Raw genomic sequence first — 19,376 nt, 5'->3', positions numbered from 1 at the left:
CTGAAAGATGTGGTTGCAAAAAAGGTTGAAGTAAAGGATACCCACCCCGACAGGGAGCAGTCTCGCAGGGAATACCAGCTCTTATTGGCTGCTTTCCGGCGGTTGCTGGATATACATGAAAACGGCGCTGAACGGAAAGGTGCATTCGAAGATATCATTACCCTCAGGGCCTCATTCCTGGTCGGGAGGGTGATTTCCGGCCTGGGAATGGATTTGGACAGGGCCCTGGATATTTTGCGGAACCATCATGGTTCCGCAACAGGGAGGCGGAAGCAGGAGCGCGGGGTGCTGGCCGCGGCGGTTGACAACCTGGTCGATTTTGCCGCCGCCCAGGAACTTCAGGTATTCAAAGAGTTGCCCGGTACCCGGTATGCGGACCATACGGGCAGCCATGAGGCTGTTTTTGAAAAGTATAACTTAACATATGCCGCCGGGGAAAACATGGACGTGCTTTATGCCGCCGGAATCGCCGCCTGGTGGATGACCGTCCCGGAGAATAACTATATAACTTTTATGACGCAGGGCGACGAACGCGTCAGGCCGTGGCACCTTTCCCATGACGGGCTGACCTTCTTAAAGCGGGACTTTCCCCCGGAATTGATTCCCCCAATCGAATATGGCTGCCGCTGCTTCCTGGTCTCAGGCGGGGTTGGTCCTGTCCATGCATCACTTGGCAAGGGCAAGCCCGTCAGGAACGTAAATCCCGTCTTCAGGGAAAGCCTGGCAACCGGAGGCCGGATATTCTCGCCGGCGCACCCCTATTTCATGAACCTGCCCGATGAAACGGCCAGCGCGGTAATCAAACGCATCAAACAAAAAATGTATGTCCGATGAAAATCACTTTAGAAATATTCTGCCGGCAATGGGTAAAAGACAAAAGGGAACGTACCATTGTCAGCCGCTTTGAAAAAAACATTTTCGACTTTACGACGATTGCGGGGAACCGCAGCAGGATGTTTTTCCAGGCTTCCTTTAACACCGGCGGTTTTTTCAGGAGCGGGTCGGGATGGCGCCCGCGGGAATCCCGATGGGGAAAGAAATTTACGCATCCGGTACTGATCGATACGGGCATGCTGGGCAAGTCCGTCAAAGGGGAGGTCCGCAGGTTTGAATCGACCAATTACCAGAGCCGCAGGGGATTCAGCTCGAAGATATTCAGGCGCGGCGCGAAATACGATATCTGGACCGCGGAAGAAAGCTTTCCCATAAAGGGAAAGCGCGGCAGGAAAGGCAAATACAAGAGCTATGCCGCGATCCATAACTCCGATCCCGGAAAGACCGGTTATACGGTAAACCAGTATTCGGGGAAAAAACCGGTGCAAAGGCAGTTCATCGGGTTCAGCGAACCCCTGGATAAGGATGTCAGCAGGTATATAGACATGATTTTTAAAGGATTCCCCCATGCTTAAGGACAAACGGCCCCGACAACCGGAGCAGGGACAAGCAGGCGGTACGGATAATGCGCTAAGGATAGCCGTCGCCGAAGAAGTTTCCTTAAACCCTTTCGCCGGAATATACCTGGCTGTTAAAAGGGCTATCCTGACAATAAAAGAAAATCCGGAAGCCCCTGCCGGCGATCCTTTTTTTAAGACCGTCGCCATCGATACGGGGCAATTCGCCCGTATTGTCCGCAGCGGGAACCTTGAAACGGAGATCATGTTCCCGGCAGTTTTCATTCATTTTGTCAATGTCCGTTACCTGGTGCAGCAGCAACGGATCGGGGAAGGACGCGCTACCATGCGCGTGAGGTTTATCCTGAACACCCTGAATAACCAGGACCCGGACAGGGAATGCGATGCGTTTTATATCTTCCAGCGGATCAATGTGGCAATACAGGATGCCAAAAGCTATGAACCGGCCCTCAATGAGCGCTGCAACCTGCTCTACTTCGATATGCCCGAGACCACCAATATGCTCCAGGCTTACTGGATAGATTATGAGGTATGGTTCAGGGAAGCATCGGCATGGAAGTACCGGGACTGGGTGGAACGCTACCTGGTAATGCCGCCCTTTACCAATCATGGGGACGCCCCGCAGCATGATGATGAAAAACATGGGGACCATATGTGCCCCGCACATAAAGAAACATCCGGCTATGCGCCTTCCGTGGAAGGGAACGCCCCTCCCGCAGAAGAAAGACAGGATAGCTGAAAACAAAAAATACCCGAGGGTACTATTCTTTGGAAACAGTATTCGATGGATATAAACAGTTTAAAACATGTAGTCGGCAAGGCCAATACCGGCGAGACTGCCGCCATCCGTTTCTTCGGGAAGATCACGGAAGAATCCGCGGGCCGGTTCAACAATGAGTTCGATTTTTTAGAGAATGCCATCCGGCCATCGTTAATCCGGGTACTGATCAATTCCGAAGGCGGCTCGGTTCTCCACGGGATGAGTATTTATTCCACGATCCGGAATTCCACGGTCCCCACCGAATGCGTTATCGAAGGGATGGCCGCATCGATGGGCTCCGTGGTCTGGGCTGCCGGGGATAAGTCTTTCATGCGGGACTATTCCATCCTGATGATACACAATCCGTTCCTGCCCGCCGAAGAAGGGGAGGATATGTCTGACATGGTGCAGGCCTTTACCAAGCAAATCACGACGATATACCGCAAGCGCTTCGGATTGAAAAAAGAGCATGTCGAGGCGATCATGAACGGGGAGGCCGGCAGGGACGGCACTTTCTTCGATTCGCCTGCCGCCGTCAAGGCGGGGATTATCCCTGCCGGGAATGTACTCCATACCTCCAAACAGCTTTGCGATAAAGTGAAAAACGAACTGCCGGAACCCGCCAAAGCAGAAGAAATCCAACTGCTGATGAGCCGGATCTGCATGGAAGCCCCGGCCATCGATGATAAAAATAAACACTCTCCGGAAATATCCCCTAGTCTTATACAAATTTATAAAAACGATACAATGACTGAAGAAAATAACAAATCACCGGAATATACGGCGGTTACAGCTTCACTCGGGATGAAAGACAAATTCGAGATAGGGGATGTAGTAGCCAGGATTTCCGAACTGATGTCCGTCGAAGCGCGGCTGACGGAAGCAAAGAAAGAGCTGAGCGACGCGCAGACCGTAATTGCCGGAAAAGAGGCGGCTATCCGGAACCTCCAGAAGACAAACGACGAGCTCGGTACGGCCCTGGACGGCTACAAGGCCAAGGAAGCGGAAGAAGTCAACGCTAAAATCGAAGTGCTGATCGAAACCGCGGTAACCGAAGGGAAAATAGATAAAGCGGCAAAAGCCCAGTGGGTTGAAATGGCCGCTTCGAATTTCCAGCTTGCGGAAAGTACGCTGGCCTCGATTCCCGCCAGGGAGCAGATTACCAAAGAGATCGCCAAAGACCCGGCCAATATACAGGCCGCCACCGACGCAGCTAAAACAGCCGGAGAAAAAATCGCGGAAAAGGTAAGCGCCGTAATAGGCGAAAACTTCCGGTTCAAAACACTCAGATAAACCTTAACACACACTTTTTGAAATGTCAGATACAGTAACTTTTTTACAGAATGGTTATAACGGGGAAGTCCTCGAAGACCTGCTGACCTATACCGCCCAGGGTAATGACACCTTCAGGGAAGGCCTGATCCATATCAAAAGCGGTATCCAGTATAAATATACCCTTCCGGCGATAAAGCTGGGGGATATTATCCAGGATAACAACCCGGTTCCGACCAGTGCCCTGGGGGCAAAAGGGCCGCAAGGGGAAAATGAATACCAGCTTACGGCCCGCCACCTTATCCCGCAGGATTTCATGGTGTACCTGGAATTCAATCCGAGGGATTATGAAAAATACTGGAAGTTCGCCCAGCCGGAGGGAAACCTGGTTTTCCGCGAGCTCGACCCGAAGATACAGGCTGTCATGCTCAGGCTTCTTATCGAAAAGAAAAACGAATATATCGGCAACGCGATCTGGACTTCCTGCAAGGGAGGGGACGCCGTATCGGGTATCGCAGTTCCCGGAGGAGCTACGCCTATCGGGGGAGGAAAGGAAAAATATTTCGATGGCTTTATCAAGCGCGTTACCGACAATGCAAACGCTACAGACGCCGAGACTATAGCAGGAGGGCAGGTCATTATTTCGGGTAATACGGAACTGACTACCGGTCAAGAGACAGAGGACGCGATGTATACCATGTGGAAGAAATGCCCTAAACAGATCCGCAAGAAGACCGAACTGGTATTCCTCTGTTCATGGGATGTCTGGGACATGTATGACCAATACGTATCCAATAAAACGGTGAAGTATGCGGAGAATGGAGACCTGAACCGCTACCGCTTCAAAGGCAAGAAGGTAATTCCACTTGTCGGGGTACCCGAGCACACCATCATTCTGGGACAATTCTCCAACTCTATGGATTCTAACTTCTGGATGGGCATCGACTATGCCAACGATACAGAGGTATTGAAAATCGACCGCCTGCAGTCGAACTCGGAGCTCTTCTTCTTCCAGATGCGGATGAAGATGGACGTAAACATTGTCCGTCCGGCAGAGATAGTCGTCCACACAGCATACAAAAAAGCGCCTTAATCACAAACAACAGACCTTGGAAGGGGAAGCGAAAGTCTCATACTCCGTTTCCCCTTTTTCCCTTAAAACGACAAACCGACAATGGCTAAGAAAATAATTAACCCGGAAGACCAGGAGCAAAAAGAAACGGTAGAAAATACCGAAAATAAAGCGGAGGAAAATACCGAGGAAATACCTGCACATATCGAAGAAGTATTGAAAAAGAATACGAAATACGAATCCCTGTATATCGACTCCTACGGCGGTTGCTTTACCGGGGATACCCCGGCCAATATCAGGGGCAATGCAATCCTCTATAAAAACCCCTTCTACAAACAATAACGCAAACGACCAATGGCTTTAGGTAATGTATTCATAAAAGACGTGGACGGGAATATCCCGGGCCAGGCCTCCGCAGGTAATGAAAAGGTGACGGGAATCCTCTTCGATATCTCCCTGCAACCTGCGCTGTTTACCGCCGGTTATGGGCTGAACAACGCGGGGAAACTCAATGTGAACGATATCCTGTATATAACCAATTTCAAATCGGCTGTTAAGGATTTCGGGATTATTGAAAGGGTGGCTGTTGAAGAGGAAGAAGAGGGCAACCAAAACTTCATGCACGGTATCCCGGCCTACCATATCAGGGAATTCTTCCGTATGTCCGGAGGCGTTGACAGTTACGGAAAACTCTATGTGATGTTTGCCGATTGTTCGGTTAACTGGGATGCGGTTGAAGTCATGCAAAGGGCATCAGGGGGAATAATAAACCAGCTTGGGATATGGACTGAACAGCCTGTCTGGAAATTAAACGGGGCGGCTGAGAAGTATAACCTGAACCTGGTGAAAGGGCTTAATGACAAGGCGGTTTCCCTTGCGGAGCAAAACCAGCCCCTTTCACTGATTTTATGCGCTAATACATCCAATACCGGGGCGAATACGGCCGAAGGCAGGCAAATAAACCTGAATAAAGTACCAGGTTGTATTTGCGACAGTTCCCGTGTCAGCGTGATATTCGGGCAGGCCCGGACTGATAAAGTATCCATGATGCAGAAACGCAACACGAACAATTCCCCTGTCGGATTCTTAGGGGCTGTGATGGGGGCTATTGCAAGGGCTAATGTGCAGGAATCCGTAGCCTGGGTTAAGCAATTCAACTTGTTCGATGATGCATTCCAGGATATCGAACTGGGTTTCGGGGATATAAACCTGACAGGGGAAGATGAATTCGTCAGCTTAAACCAATACGAATCCTTGTCTCCTGTGTTATTGGACGACCTGGACGACAAAGGATATATATTCCCGGTAAAATATGCCGGAAGGGAAAACGGTATTTATATCTCGAAAGACCAGACCTGCTCGGCAGGGGATTTCCGTACAATCGCCAGGAACAGGACCATCAATAAATCGCGGCGTGCAGTCAGGGGAGCCTTATTGCCTTATGTGAATTCTCCCCTGATGGTTAATCCGGCCACAGGGTTCCTTGCCGCATCTAAAATTACCGCCTTCAAAACCCTTATCGGGGACATACTGGCAAAGATGCAGGCCGACCAGGAAATATCGGGCTATGCGGTCAATATTGATCCGAACCAGAATGTTTTGGTTAACGATACGCTAAAAATATCATATGTAATAGTGCCTGTCGGGGTTGCCGTGAAGATATATGTAGAGGAAGGCTTATCACTAACCGCTAAATAACACAAACTATGCCTATAATAAATAATGTAGCATACTCATGGAGTATGATAACGCTTTCATCTACAGCCCTGGGTATAGATGAAGGCAGCACAACGCTGGAAGGGGTGTCCGGTATCAAGTGGAATAAAAAACGTAAGATAGAAAGCAACTATGGAATGGGTGGTAAACCCATATCACGAGGCTTCGGGAATATTACTTATACTGCCTCTGTCACGATGGACTATGCTACCCAGCAGATGCTTCGCTCAACTTACGGCTCATTGATGGATATCGGGGAGTTCGACCTGATCGTATCTTTTGCCAATCCGATGGCTTCTGATGATTGGACGACTACAACCGTTACTTTAAAAGGCTGTATCTTCTCCGAAGATGGTATGGAAAGCAAGCAGGATGATACGGATATTACGCATGAATTCGATCTGAATCCTTTTGATATTTCCATTGGCAATGATTTTATTTAGGTCTTTTGTCTGGTTATCAATTGGTTTGACTGCATCCGCATATATCTGGGTGCGGTTTTTATTTTTATAAATATATTTTAACACAGAGCTTGCAACCACATGCAGGCTGAGACCACTACTCTTTATAAACACCCTGGACAGGCAGTGATTTTCCGTATGGTGGAACTTACGGGAAGAATGAAATAGAAACGGGGTTCCGGTTTTAGGCGTATAGTTCCACCCTGATATGCCTTTAACCGGGACTCCTTTTTTTAATTATTATAACTATGAATAAAAATTTAGTATCGAAAAACGAGGAAGGAAAACTGATTACTACAAGTAAGATCGTGGCTGGAATATTCGGCAAAAGGCATACAAATGTGTTAAGGGATATCCGTAATTTGGAATGTTCGGAAGAATTCCAATCATCCAATTTTGAATTATTGGTGGAAATGAAAGAGTTACCACAAGGTGGCGCATCCAAATCGACCTGTTATGAGATGACTAAGGATGGGTTCAATTTTCTGGTAATGGGATATACCGGAGCGAAAGCCGCTAAGATAAAAGAGAATATCATCATTTTTTAATTATATACAAATTACCGCATTATGGACATGAATAAAAATTTAGTATTAAAAAACGAGGAAGGAAAACTGATTACCACAAGTAAGATCGTGGCCGGAATATTCGGCAAAAGGCATGATAATGTATTGAAGGATATCCGGGAGATGGAGTGCTCGAAGGAATTCAGACTCCTAAACTTTAAGGAGACATTTGAAATGAGGAAGTTACCTCTTGGTGGTGCAGTAAAATCGCCCTATTTTGAAATGACTAAAGACGGATTTGGTTTTTTAGCGATGGGATACAGGGGAGCGAAAGCCGCCAGGTTCAAGGAAGATTTTATCAGGGCATTCAACCGGATGGAAGATATGCTGAACTCGGATGAATATATCCAGTACCGCTTTGTGCAGATTGTCGAAAAAAAGATAAAGCAGCTGGAAGCAGAGCTGCTTGACAATCAGAAACTGATAGGCTGCCAGCAGGAAAGGATAGCCGGCCTTAGCCCTAAAGCCGAATATACAGAAAATGTACTCAACAGCCCGGATACCTATACCTCTACGCAGATGGCGAAAGAGTTGGGGCTCAGGCACGCCAAACAACTTCATCTGGAATTAAAGGCAAGGGGCATCCTTTTCAAACAGTCGGACCAGTGGATGCTATGCTCCGGATATACGGGCAAAGGATATACGGGCACAAGGACATTCATGTACCCCGATAAGAAAACAGAGATACCCAGAACGAGCACATTTACCGTCTGGACGGAGAAGGGAAGGCAATTCTTACATGGGATTTTCCAATAAACAGGCAGCCGGTGAAAATTATTATTCTTTTACCTGTTTTATGTTGCCGAATGGCTGGTAAGGCTGATCCGGTACAGGAACAGCAAATTGCCTTCCGGCAAGAAAGACCGGAGGTTATTTTCTTCTTTCAGGTATATCCGGTTAAAATAACATCCCTGGAAAACTATTCTTCAACAAGCCCACTATTCTTTGATACAATCCAAAAACATCAAAAGCATGGAAGAACAAAGCCTGACATTAAAACAAGAAGCGGAAATCAGGGCCTTCGCCCTTAAACTCAGGGAAGAAAAGAAACTCAGGAAGGTTTACCCGATGATCGTGTTCGGGGACAAGTCCGCGGGAGAAAAAGATTATTACATCGCCTATATGTCCGAACCGACTTTTCCCCAGTTCAGTAAATTTATGGCCGCCTCCAAAAAAGACGAAGTGATGGCCATGAAAACCCTGGCGAAGGATTGCTTCCTTGACGGGGACAAGGAGCTGGTGGACAATGAGTCGCTGTTCCTGTTCGGCCTGATGGCGCAGCTTTCCGAAATAATAGCCACAAGACAAAGCCTTATTGTAAATTTATAGATCGCTGGGCGGTAAGGGCCGACCAGCGCATCAGGCAACGCCTGATTTATGTCCGCCATTACTTTCCCGGCGTTGATTTAGACAAAATAACGGATGAGGAATTCGCCATGCTGTCGGAAGAAGCATTGTGGCTTCATCAGGAAATGATGGCTGCAAAGACATCCATGCCGCTTCTAAACCCTTGAATTTTCTATTCTTGCAGTCCCTGCACCATTAATATGGTGCGGGGTTTGTTATAAATAATGGAAAGCTGCCCGTTCAGTTCAGGACAGCTTTCCGCCGTAAAAGTGTTTAACCGGTATCAGATATTAAGGACGGGTTTTAGCTTTATTGATTTTGTGAATTTTAACAAAAGCTATATCAACCCCTTTTATATTTAACAGCGTTCCACCCCCGCAGGTTTTACCCTGCCTTCGCGCCGTGATTGTCAATCCGTTATTTAACCTGCCGGTTATTTCAACCCGGTTTCGGCACAGTACCCTCTAAAAACACGAAGGGCGCGTATCCGCAGTACTGAAAGGGAACCGCCAAGCCCCCAACCCACATACGAATAGCGCCCCCGCTTTGCAGCGAGACCACTATTCAATATCTGTGGATTATTTAAAATTGGCGGTTTTATCAGTACAGGATATTGAATAGGCACGTATATTTTAAAAATGTTCTCTAACGGGACAAAGATAGGTATAATCTCCGGGATCACATCCGGGCGGTTCGTTTTAAAGTTTAATCTTTTCATGCTGCATATAAATAGAGAAAGCGTGGCGCACCGGTATTGCAGTGACGGCTCTGGAAAAGCCTTAGCCCCAATAGTCAATGCCCACGCTATATAGCAGCGCGGACATTTAGTATTGTTATAGGGCTATATTCAATTTTCCAGATTTACACTGCCTAATAATACCAAATGCTCTTTCGTATGTTTTAGTCTGATGACGATGCAAATATAACAAAAAAGCGGAAGCAAATAAACCGCCGGGCTTTTAATCACTCCGGCCGGTTTCCGGCTATTCTTTCCTATAAGGGAAGAATATGGCGCAGGAACAAAATTACCAGGTCAATTATACGATCAATGTAGAAGCTTCGGAAGGTACGAAGCAGGTTATGGCTTTCGCCGAAAGCGTAAACAAGCTTAACCAGGCCAAAACCTCCTTCGCTACGGCGATGGAGAATATCAATACGTTCATGAAAGACGTAGACAAGGCTTTCCGTCCCAAAGGGCGTAAGCGCGACTATTCTTTCAGGTTTGATATTAAAACTGGCGATACCGATAAGAAACTGGCGAAGGTTAAGGAACAGCTCCTTGAAATAAAAGAACTGGCCAAAGGCATAACACTTGCGGTCAATACAGACAAGCCGCTCAATACCAAAGCCATCAAGTCCCAGGTCAAAGCTCCTGTTCAACAACCTCCGGCCTCCACACCAAATGCAAAGATAGCAGCCCAAAGTATTACTGAAACCCAACAGAAGATAACAAAAGCTGTAGGCAAAGTAAACGCGGCCCTGATCTCCCTGGAAAAAGGCCGGGAGGTCAGGATAAAGACAGACGCGGCAACAACAAAATTGCAGCAACTGTTATCATTGATGGACAAGATAAAGGGCGCATCTGCGATGAATATGGCCTTATCCGTACCGGGTATAAACCATGGACGGAATATTGTCCCATATGCACCTGAAGCTTTCCGGCTATCGGATAAAGCCGATACACGGCTCCGGGAGAAATTGTATGCCCGCCGGCAACTGCATGACCAGCGCATGGCTTTCCAACAGCAGCAGGATGAAGCCAAAACACAGGCTAAAGCCCGGCAGGAGAATGCGCGAAGGGCAGAGAAGGAACAGGCGAGTTTGCTGCGGCAGCAGGAAGAGATGCGGAAAAAAGCCCTTATCCGCCAGCAACAGGCAGAGAAAGAAACTGAAAAACACAGGCGGAGGAATGCGGCCGACGCCCTCCGCCATATGCAGCGCCAGGCTGGGATTGAAAACAGCCTGTATGGAGGCAAACGCAGGGCTGCCATCAACCGCCTGCAATACTCCAAAGCCCCGACATTGCGCAATATGCCCTTCGCCTATATGCTGAACGGCTATATGATGTATGGGATGATGCGCCGGGAACTGGCCGACGCCGTCGAGTATTCCAATATCATGCAGACCGCGCACAGCATCCTCCGGGTTGCGGATACAGACCTGGGAACATTCGAAACCCGCTTCGACAGCATGGCCCGGTATGTGAGGCAGATCGGGATCGAAACGAAATTCACGGCTATTGAAGTCGCCGGGGCGGTTAAATACCTCTCCATGGCAGGGATGGGAATAGATACTATCAACAAATCCATACGCCCTATCGCCAACCTGGCGCTCATCGGGGATAATGATATCTCCCAGATTGCCGACCTGGCCACCAATATCATGGCAGGTTACGATATCCGTAATTCGAGTATGGATTCCGTCGCCGACATCCTCGCCTCTACGGTTTCCCGCTCCAATGTGAATATCGTAGAGATGGCCGAGTCTTATAAGATGGCGGCGGGATACCTGAAAATGGCCGGGGTGGACTTCTCGGAGAGTGCCGCAGCCATCGGGATACTAGGGAATATGGGTGTAAAAGGCACGATGGCCGGGACGTCGTTAAGGGCGATGGCTACCCGCTTTGCCAAACCGACCAAAGAATCCCAAAAGACAATGGACAGGCTCGGGGTTAAGTTTACCGGATATAAGGATATTTACGGCAAACAGGTGGAACAGCTCCGTCCCCTAGCCGATATATTCCAGGAGCTGGAGCAAAAAGGCGCGACCATGGCCGACATGCAGGCCATTTTCGGGAAGATCGGGGGAAATGCGGCCATGATGTTCCTGAAGAACAGTGATCAGCTAAGGGCTTTAACAGCCCAGAATATAACATCGCATGGCATATCGGAAGAACTGGCTAAAGTCAAGCAGGACACCACCAAAGGATTATGGTACCAGGCCACATCCGGTTTTTCCGAAAGCTTTATGCAGGGGTTCGAGATACTCGAACCCCAGATCAGAAGCCTGTTAAGGGATTTTCTAAGTAAATTCAATGCTCCAGAGTTTGCCCGGGGATTGGCTTCTATTGGCCGCTCATTGATGGATATCCTGTCCGTTATCGGCAATATAGCCACATTTATAACCAAAAACTTTACCTGGATCGAGCCGCTCTTGTTTTCCGGCCTTGTCGCTACACGGTTATTCAGGCTGGCCGGATCCCTGACCAATGTCGGGGTCGCCCTGGGCTTTATCGGGAAACAATCGCTTGCCTCTTCTTCTATGCAGGCTATCAGCGGATTGGTAGGATTAGGGGTCGGTCCTATCGGACGGGGTATGTCGATGGCCAATAAACGAGCTTTGGTAACAGCCATGAGTGCAGCAGGCATCTCCGGCAAGGGAGCGATGACCCACGCATTGGCCCAATCCGGCATGCTTGGCGCCTCCGCATTGCTTGCACGCGGAGGGGCGGCAGGGTTATTTGCCAACCAGGTGGCAATGGGGAACGGCCTTGTAGGCGCCGGAGCATCCATCGCCGCCATCGGCACGGGAGCGGTCGCCGCTACCGCCGGGATTGCCGGGCTGGTAGGGATCATGGGTTACCTGGCCTACAAAACATGGAAGGTAAAAGAGGCGAAAGACGCCGTCCAGGAAGAGATCAATGCCAACCGGAAATACCACTACCCTTCCATAGAAACCCTGCATAAAGCCCTGCGGGATACCTATAACCAGGCCATTTCCACCAAGCAGGCCGTAGACGACGTAACGGCGGGAAAGACAATCGAAGAAGTTTCCGGCCAGAAGATCGGCGCTTTTACGGGCAATTGGTGGACAGCCGTACTCAATACCCTGGGACAGGGAGCCAACAGGGGATATAACCCCTATGCTTCCCAGTATGCATACACCCAGGCCGACGCACGCAACGATGATACAAAGGCGGCCCTGGAAACGATTGCCAAAAAGGACGGGCAAAACCGCCTGAACGCCGCCTGGGGGGATATCGGCAAATTAAAGACCCCGGTGGAAGTCGGAGCCTTTATACAAACCATCGAATCGAAATACGGGCATCCGGAAAGCGCCCTGGACAAATCCCTATGGACGGAGCACAACGGGGTTATCACATATAAAAAAGGCATGGGCGAACTGCCTGCTTCCGACGCAGCCAGGACTTACCATTACGCCAGGTACCAGAACGATACGATCATCCCCATCATAAAAACCGCGGCGCAAACATACCTGGATGCTATCCAAAGCCGGAAGGGAGCCCGGGAGTTTATGCGGAAAAGCGGGTACGACTTCGCTAACCTGCTGCTCAAAGGATTCTACCAGGATGCTAACGGTGAATGGGCGGAGAAGGTTCTAAAGAAAAATGCGACGGATAAGCAGCGGGAGGACCAGCTGGCCAATAAAATGGAAATCCATGACAGGCTGACGAAATTCGCGGCAAGTATGCGCACGGTACTGGGGAATAACCCGGAAGCGGCGGAGAATATCCTGAAGGCCGCGGGCTTCCCTCGCTGGATGTATTCGAATGAGCCCGACTATAATGATCCGGCCCCATTCAACGCCAACGGCATTACCAATTCCGGGCATGGCGGGACAGATGCCGATGACGGCATGGCCGGGGGAAACTATTCGGGTACGGGCAAGCTCTCTTCCGCAGCCCCCAAACAGGTCATTGTCAATATAGCCAGCCTGCTGAGCGTCGAAACGATAGACCTGTTGAAAACGCAGGAAGGACAAACCGTGGAAATACAAAACCTGAAGGAGCAGTTAGCGCAGGCCCTGATCGACGTCGTGCATGATTTTGACGCAAGCTGGAACGGGTAAATAATATGCTAATGTGCCAATTAGCATATCCGGAAATCAGGTGATGTCAATTTGCGCAAAGCGGCCATTTGAAACAATGTCCAATAAAAGTGAAGCGTATGCAAAATTAGTAAATGATAAGGATTGAATATAAACATGGAAAGGATAACAGATGATTGACGGTCAGTTAAAAGGATTAGCGAAAGCCACGCTGCTTTCCGGGGGGATTATCAGCCACGGTAGTGTCAACGGATATATCAGTGACTCGGCAAGGCGTGCCCTTGGCATGGGACTCTCGGAGTTCGGGGACGGTTCGGTGCATTATTTCTCGAAAGATACCCGGATACTGAAACGGGCGCTGATACAGCGGACCCACCAGCTGGCATACGGGGCGCTACGCTCATATCCCCGTTTCCTGAAATACTGGGAACAGAAAGAGCGGGACAAGTACCTGCAGACACAATCCCAGACCAGCATAGCCAATAAAACCGGACAATATTACCAGCTGATAAAGGAGCAACAGGCAGTTGCGGAAAAGAAAAACTATACAGATAGCATTGTCGGGCGGATCGTGCAGGACTACCTCGAACTGGCTATCGGAAGCGGGGGCAGTTACTTCGATACGAAGACAAGGAAGGTAGAAAGCAATACGGCCTATGGCCTGGTGACATTCGTAGACCTGCAGCCGGAGGTACAGGTTTCCACCAGGAATAATATTATCCTGACCACTGTCCAGGGAAGGGACTACACCCGGAAGGAATTTGTTTCCGGCGGCGATTATGAAATATCAATTACCGGCAAGATAACAAGTAAATACCCGGATGTTTATCCCGAAGCGGAAGTGGCAAAGTTCCTGAAGCTGATGCAGTATAAGGGTGTATTGAATTGTGAAAATACCATCCTGCGCCAGTTCAGGATTTCCCAGGTAATCATTACAGGTTATAATTTCCAGCAGGCCGATTGCCGGAATATACAACCCTATTCCCTGACATGCGTTGCCGTGGAGCCGTCCGGGGCTATAGAACTCAGGCTGGCTGCCGGGGAACAGGCCGATGTGGCGGTCAGGCATTCCAACAAATGGATTAAGCTGGTCAAATTCGGCACGGAGGTTATAGATCCTTCTTCCCTGTTGAAAATCTCGAAGCTATGGATATAAACGCCCTGGATGTGCTATGCTGCCGGATTGCCATCGGGGACGCCGATAGCAGCAACCCGATGGTAATTACAAATGAGGTTGTCATAACCGAAGTCGAAACCATTGAAATCACCGAATCTTATAAGGAGCTGACCGGTACGGCGAAACTGGCTTTTCCAAAAGGGACCGTATACAGGAGTACCATCGTGGGAACCGTAACGCTGGAAGGAAAAGACGCGACGCGGATTACCACCGAGGTTATGCAGGATGGGGTAATCGTCGAAAAAAGGAAAACACAGAACGTCATTGAAGAATCGACATTTAAAACAGGCCAGCGGATAAATATAAAGCTGGGATACAACGGCTACCTGAAAAATATGTTCGACGGCTATATCACATCCTATAATTCGGACAGCCATGTGGAAATAGGCTGTGAAAATATGGCTTACAAGCTGAAACTGAAGCAAGCCCCCAAGTTTGAGACCCCTGCAACCGGAACAAAGGTCAACGACGTGCTCGGGGAGAAATACGGCCTGCTGAAGGATACGGGCTTCGGAATCCATAGCGATACTAAAAAATTCGATATACAGATTGGGAAAATAAAGATAACAGACAATTTTACCGTAGCCGATATCCTGGGCGAATGGAGCAAATATAAGATCTATTGTTTCCTCAAATATGACGCGGAATCCCCGGATGAAATGCCGCGCATAGCGGTAGGCCGCCCCTACTCGTCTTCGAAAAGCCAGCCCGTTTTTCCGGATGACCAGACAGGCCCTTATCAGGTTTACTACCATAAGCATGTGGCCGAAAGCGACCTGAAGGTACTGAAAGTAGACCCTAAGTTCCTGGCCGTTACAGGCAAGGCGCTGGGTTCCGACGGGAAATTCTTTGAGGTCACGGTCCGGCTTAATCCGGAATACGATCTGCAGAAAAAAGACAGCAGGGAATTCCAGGTGGTAAACGCAACCCAGGTATCGAAGAAAACCCATAAGAAGACGGGCAATAAAACGGCTAAGGGTGCAGATACGAAAACGAAGGTCGACCTGAGCACCTACACGGTAATCCCTTATATGAGCCCAAATATGAAAATCGATTCGGATAAGCTGGTGGAGGAAACAATTGAATATTTTAAAAACTATAACCTGAACGGGATAACCGGGAGCGTTACCATCTTCGGGGATTTCGGGCTGACTACGGCAGTCCAGGTCGAACTGATCGATGACAGGAACCCCTCGAAGAACGGGGTGTACCTGGTCGAAGAGGTGACGACCACTTTCGGGGTAAATGGTTACCGTCAACAGTTAAGCCTTCCGCATAAAATTTCAAAGGAAACAAATACTTACGGCAGTAAAGGCTAAAACCCATAATACCGGTTATTATTCCTTTACCGTATCAATTTACAGGTATTGGGCGCATGTATGATTATTACCTATATGATAAATATAACAGGCAGCGTCACCGGAGAGGAAAAATATATACCAGGATGTGTTTTTATTCTTATTAATCGTTATATATGAAAGATTCTCCTTGTATTTATTAAAATATCCCGGAGCTTTTTTCTTCGGCAAGTTTTCTATGGAAGCCTCTATTTCATCCCTTAATTCAATTACATAATTTAAAGCGGACTCATAGAAGCCAAAATACTCTTCGTTATAAAGTATTTCTACCAGTTCGAACAAGCTGTCTTCTACAGATTGATGATATAAAACCCTCATTATTTATTGAACAGGGATTTGATGCGGGGCTTCAATCTTTCAATCAATTCATCTCCTGATATGAATTCCCTTAATTCGGCATCACTGATGTATACATCTTTATCCTTTACAGGAGTGATTGCATAAGCCCTGTTCTTTCCCCGTTGGATAATAATCTGCTCGCCATTATCTACCCTGTCCATATATTCGGCCTGCTTATCCCGGAATTCCCGGCTACTGATAACTAACATAATTCAATTTTTTTATGTACCATTGTGGTACAAATATAAGAATAGTTCTTTAAAATAATACCTGAAAATGATAAAATTGTCCTGTTGAAATAACCTTAATGATTATTTGTAACTTTTTGAAAGCCCATCTACCTATTCTTCTTTATACAGAGAGTTTCAGAACAAATGAATATTATGGATCAAAATAACAGAAAGACCGGCAACAACAGCCAGTTGATGATAAGGGAGGCGATCCGCAAGATTGCCCTGGGCCGGAGTATCGAACGCATAAATATGTCGCCCGGCGGAACCGGCGGAGTCGGCACAGCCAGGATGATTCATGGCTATGTCGCTAAGGTACACGATGATGAAAGCGATGATGAATTTGAAGAATATGCCGGGACAATCGATGTCGGTGAATTCCCCGATGAAACAGCCAGCAGCGAGCCGGTCATCCATAAAGGAGTATTGCTTTCAGGCCTGAAAGATAATTCCGGCGGTTTCCTTATCATCCCTACATTATTCTCGGATGTTACCATCATATCGGATGCCGCGACCCGTTATTCTTATGTCCTGAATTTCTCCCATGCCGATTTCATACAGCTCAATGCACATACCGAAGTTGTTATCGGGGTAACGGAAACCGAAGAACTGGACCTGGAAGACAACGATTCCCCTGATTATGATGAACTGGAGAAAACAGGAAATGAAGCATATACAACCTATACCAAAACAACAGCCGTTACCCGGGTAAAGGATAAGCAGGGGAAAGAGTCGGAAGTAGAGCAGGTTCCCGGGCAGATCCGCCACAAGGTTGATAAATCCGAAACCTGCCAGACTACAGACAACTATACGGTAAAGGTCGGAAATGTTTCCGTTACAGTTACGGGTGATAAAGTAACCATCGGGGCGGATGATGCTTCAGAACCTTTGGTACTCGGCAACCAACTGGCGCAACTGATGCTTGACTTCCTGACCGAATGCAGCAAAATCATGACACCGACATTAATGGGAACGATGCCGGCAGTCAATGCTGCCAGTTTTTCAGCCCTGACAGCCAAAATACAGCAATTCCTTTCCAAATCAGCTTATACCAAATGAATACCGTAACCATTCATCCCGCCATAGAGAACCTGGATACAGGCAGCTTGTGTTACAGCATTTATATACAACTGTACCATAACTTCTTTAACGCGCAGGACAAGCAATATATAAAAGAAGGCGATGAAACATCCGTCCGCCTCCGCAATACGGCTTATAATTTTGCCGACGCCATTGCAGGCGGTGTTGCCGGCGAAGGTTCCGGAAACAGTGGAGGCGGCATATTACTGGAATACCTGAAGAAAAGCGGCGGCGATATGTCCGGCATGCTGCGGGCCAACTACGGCTTTGAGGCCGGGATTGGAAATACCCCTGTTATCCGGACCTTTGTAAAAGACGGAGATGTATATGGAGCCAGTTTTACCGGGGATGTCGAAATCGGCGGAAACAACCTGATAATCGGGGGCAGCCGGTTTATATCGTATGACAGGGAGTCGCAGGTTGCCTGTATCAACAACCCCTGTATAAATTTCCTGGATTCCAAACTATTATTGGCCGGGGAACTGATCATAGGCGAGGATAAAACGAAGGGTATTTACCTCTCCCCGGCTGCTCTGCAGATAAACGGAAAAGACGTATATCATGCAGGGAATGCTAACCTTGCGACTGTAGACTGGTCTATGGGGAACGGGTATATAGGGAAAAACCTCTCCGTTGCCGGGAAAGCTGTATTATCCGGGATGCTGGAAGCCTGTTATGGCGCAAGTCTTGGCTATGATGGCAATACCCTGGTCTCTGTAGAACAAGAACAGGTAGGCTTTAACAGCTTCCTGTCCTTCGCTTCCGGCTTCGGTATCAAAATGAAGGGGATTCCGGTACTGATGGTCAGTAATGAACAGCATATACAGCTGGGAGCCGTTGGCGGAGATATACTCCTGGGAAGTGATAATACCAATAAGACAAGGCTGCTTTCCGGCATCTCCGATATTGACGGGGATCATATCCTGCTCAGCAGGTATGGGGCGGCTTATTTTCCGGATTCATTGACCGTAAGGCATAACTACGGGGACATCCTCTTTTCCAGCTACAGGGTGGATAAGGACGATGAAGGCATGATTATCCACAAGAACCTGCGGTTTACGGATTCCAGAGGGGCTTTCTTTACCGGGGACCCGGATGGGATCGCTTTCTCCTCTGCGTTGGTACGCTACGTTGGAGAAGACAACCAAAGGCAGGTATTTACCCATAAGACCATATTCTTGCATAACCCTTCTGTAAGCAGGTACGCTCCTATGGACCGCTTGTCCAACTCATTCTTCATACGTACCGACGCGGATTTTTTCTTTGTAAACAAACCGCTCGAAGCCCAGGGGCATATCGGCATCAATAATTCCTTCACCCGGCTGACAGACGGGGGACTATTCTTCAGTAATGAAAAATACCTGTTGTCGGCAACGGATGGCATTAAACATTATGGCAACGCATATTTTATGGATAACCTGAGTTCCGGATTCTTTTCATCCGGCTTTGCCGGTTCAGGATGGGCGGTTATCCGGAATAAGACATCAGGGAATATTGCCGCCACTTTCGATGAACTGACAATCCGGAAGAAGATGCGCATTTATGAACTGGAAGTACAAAAGATAAGCGCAACCAACGGCGCTCTCTGGGTGAGCGACAATTGCTCCGGGGACACGGTAGAAAAATTATAGGATCAGATGGCTATATTCAAATACGAACGGTATAAAATAATTATAAGCCCGGAGTCGAAAAAGACACAAGGCTTAAGGGTTGGGGATATTGTCCGCAGGCAATATTTTGACAATCCCAACCTTATCTATTCCCTGATGATTGTCCTTGAAACAGGCGTTGATATAAT

General features: G+C 48.2%; 19 protein-coding genes. 16 read left to right on the top strand and 3 right to left on the bottom strand.

What is annotated here, in order from left to right; all coding sequences use genetic code 11:
* The first annotated feature begins 9 nt into the window (after nucleotides 1-9).
* The 11 genes from ACFO6W_RS03045 to ACFO6W_RS02995 all read left to right on the top strand — a co-directional run bounded on the left by ACFO6W_RS03045 (nucleotide 10) and on the right by ACFO6W_RS02995 (nucleotide 8,588).
* The gene (locus tag ACFO6W_RS03045; protein WP_379993857.1) at nucleotides 10-834 is read left to right on the top strand and encodes a structural protein; all 825 of its coding nucleotides are present in this window, start codon (nucleotides 10-12) and stop codon (nucleotides 832-834) included.
* The gene (locus ACFO6W_RS03040) at nucleotides 831-1,409 is read left to right on the top strand and encodes a hypothetical protein (protein ID WP_379993856.1); all 579 of its coding nucleotides are present in this window, start codon (nucleotides 831-833) and stop codon (nucleotides 1,407-1,409) included. The genes ACFO6W_RS03045 and ACFO6W_RS03040 overlap by 4 nt, the downstream gene beginning before the upstream one ends.
* Nucleotides 1,402-2,151: a hypothetical protein gene (locus ACFO6W_RS03035; protein ID WP_379993855.1), complete on the top strand. Its 750-nt coding sequence runs from the start codon at nucleotides 1,402-1,404 to the stop codon at nucleotides 2,149-2,151. Before ACFO6W_RS03040 ends, ACFO6W_RS03035 begins: the two co-directional genes overlap by 8 nt.
* Before the next feature lie 45 nt (nucleotides 2,152-2,196).
* Nucleotides 2,197-3,465: a Clp protease ClpP gene (locus tag ACFO6W_RS03030; protein WP_379993854.1), complete on the top strand. Its 1,269-nt coding sequence runs from the start codon at nucleotides 2,197-2,199 to the stop codon at nucleotides 3,463-3,465.
* A gap of 22 nt (nucleotides 3,466-3,487) precedes the next feature.
* Nucleotides 3,488-4,537, top strand: coding sequence for a hypothetical protein (locus tag ACFO6W_RS03025; RefSeq protein WP_379993853.1), 1,050 nt, complete (start codon nucleotides 3,488-3,490; stop codon nucleotides 4,535-4,537).
* A gap of 81 nt (nucleotides 4,538-4,618) precedes the next feature.
* A complete protein-coding gene (locus ACFO6W_RS03020; RefSeq protein WP_379993852.1) occupies nucleotides 4,619-4,858 on the top strand; it encodes a hypothetical protein in 240 nt (79 codons plus the stop codon).
* Nucleotides 4,859-4,870: 12 nt separating this feature from the next.
* Entirely contained in the window at nucleotides 4,871-6,214 is a 1,344-nt protein-coding gene (locus tag ACFO6W_RS03015; protein WP_379993851.1) for a DUF2586 family protein, read from the top strand.
* A gap of 8 nt (nucleotides 6,215-6,222) precedes the next feature.
* Complete coding sequence (locus ACFO6W_RS03010; protein WP_379993850.1) at nucleotides 6,223-6,675, top strand: hypothetical protein; 453 nt, start codon at nucleotides 6,223-6,225, stop codon at nucleotides 6,673-6,675.
* Between the two features lie 266 nt (nucleotides 6,676-6,941).
* Nucleotides 6,942-7,241, top strand: a complete 300-nt coding sequence (locus ACFO6W_RS03005; protein WP_379993848.1) for a Rha family transcriptional regulator — start codon at nucleotides 6,942-6,944, stop codon at nucleotides 7,239-7,241.
* Nucleotides 7,242-7,268: 27 nt separating this feature from the next.
* Entirely contained in the window at nucleotides 7,269-8,015 is a 747-nt protein-coding gene (locus ACFO6W_RS03000) for a Rha family transcriptional regulator (protein WP_379993847.1), read from the top strand.
* Nucleotides 8,016-8,231: 216 nt separating this feature from the next.
* Nucleotides 8,232-8,588 (top strand): hypothetical protein, encoded by a 357-nt coding sequence (locus ACFO6W_RS02995; protein ID WP_379993845.1) that lies wholly within the window; start codon nucleotides 8,232-8,234, stop codon nucleotides 8,586-8,588.
* A gap of 451 nt (nucleotides 8,589-9,039) precedes the next feature.
* Here the strand turns inward: ACFO6W_RS02995 and ACFO6W_RS02990 are convergent, their stop codons facing one another.
* Nucleotides 9,040-9,324: a hypothetical protein gene (locus ACFO6W_RS02990; protein ID WP_379993844.1), complete on the bottom strand. Its 285-nt coding sequence runs from the start codon at nucleotides 9,322-9,324 to the stop codon at nucleotides 9,040-9,042.
* Nucleotides 9,325-9,614: 290 nt separating this feature from the next.
* Here ACFO6W_RS02990 and ACFO6W_RS02985 point away from each other — a divergent pair, with 290 nt between their 5' ends.
* The 3 genes from ACFO6W_RS02985 to ACFO6W_RS02975 all read left to right on the top strand — a co-directional run bounded on the left by ACFO6W_RS02985 (nucleotide 9,615) and on the right by ACFO6W_RS02975 (nucleotide 15,890).
* A complete protein-coding gene (locus ACFO6W_RS02985; protein WP_379993843.1) occupies nucleotides 9,615-13,415 on the top strand; it encodes a phage tail tape measure protein in 3,801 nt (1,266 codons plus the stop codon).
* Between the two features lie 151 nt (nucleotides 13,416-13,566).
* The gene (locus ACFO6W_RS02980) at nucleotides 13,567-14,550 is read left to right on the top strand and encodes a DUF6046 domain-containing protein (protein ID WP_379993842.1); all 984 of its coding nucleotides are present in this window, start codon (nucleotides 13,567-13,569) and stop codon (nucleotides 14,548-14,550) included.
* Nucleotides 14,541-15,890, top strand: a complete 1,350-nt coding sequence (locus ACFO6W_RS02975) for a hypothetical protein (protein WP_379993841.1) — start codon at nucleotides 14,541-14,543, stop codon at nucleotides 15,888-15,890. Before ACFO6W_RS02980 ends, ACFO6W_RS02975 begins: the two co-directional genes overlap by 10 nt.
* Before the next feature lie 39 nt (nucleotides 15,891-15,929).
* Here ACFO6W_RS02975 and ACFO6W_RS02970 read toward each other — a convergent pair whose 3' ends face one another.
* Both ACFO6W_RS02970 and ACFO6W_RS02965 read right to left on the bottom strand, forming a co-directional pair.
* Entirely contained in the window at nucleotides 15,930-16,247 is a 318-nt protein-coding gene (locus tag ACFO6W_RS02970; RefSeq protein WP_379993840.1) for a hypothetical protein, read from the bottom strand.
* Nucleotides 16,247-16,477: a type II toxin-antitoxin system prevent-host-death family antitoxin gene (locus tag ACFO6W_RS02965; RefSeq protein ID WP_379993839.1), complete on the bottom strand. Its 231-nt coding sequence runs from the start codon at nucleotides 16,475-16,477 to the stop codon at nucleotides 16,247-16,249. The genes ACFO6W_RS02970 and ACFO6W_RS02965 overlap by 1 nt, the downstream gene beginning before the upstream one ends.
* Before the next feature lie 174 nt (nucleotides 16,478-16,651).
* Between ACFO6W_RS02965 and ACFO6W_RS02960 the strand changes: the two genes are divergently transcribed.
* Both ACFO6W_RS02960 and ACFO6W_RS02955 read left to right on the top strand, forming a co-directional pair.
* Complete coding sequence (locus tag ACFO6W_RS02960) at nucleotides 16,652-17,557, top strand: hypothetical protein (protein WP_379993838.1); 906 nt, start codon at nucleotides 16,652-16,654, stop codon at nucleotides 17,555-17,557.
* The gene (locus ACFO6W_RS02955; protein WP_379993837.1) at nucleotides 17,554-19,209 is read left to right on the top strand and encodes a hypothetical protein; all 1,656 of its coding nucleotides are present in this window, start codon (nucleotides 17,554-17,556) and stop codon (nucleotides 19,207-19,209) included. The genes ACFO6W_RS02960 and ACFO6W_RS02955 overlap by 4 nt, the downstream gene beginning before the upstream one ends.
* Nucleotides 19,210-19,376: the final 167 nt, after the last annotated feature.

This window comes from Dysgonomonas termitidis (assembly GCF_042654545.1).
Taxonomy (GTDB): Bacteria; Bacteroidota; Bacteroidia; order Bacteroidales; family Dysgonomonadaceae; genus Dysgonomonas; species Dysgonomonas termitidis.
Note: the sequence above shows the minus strand (reverse complement) of the source record. Positions and strands in the feature narration are given on the sequence as shown.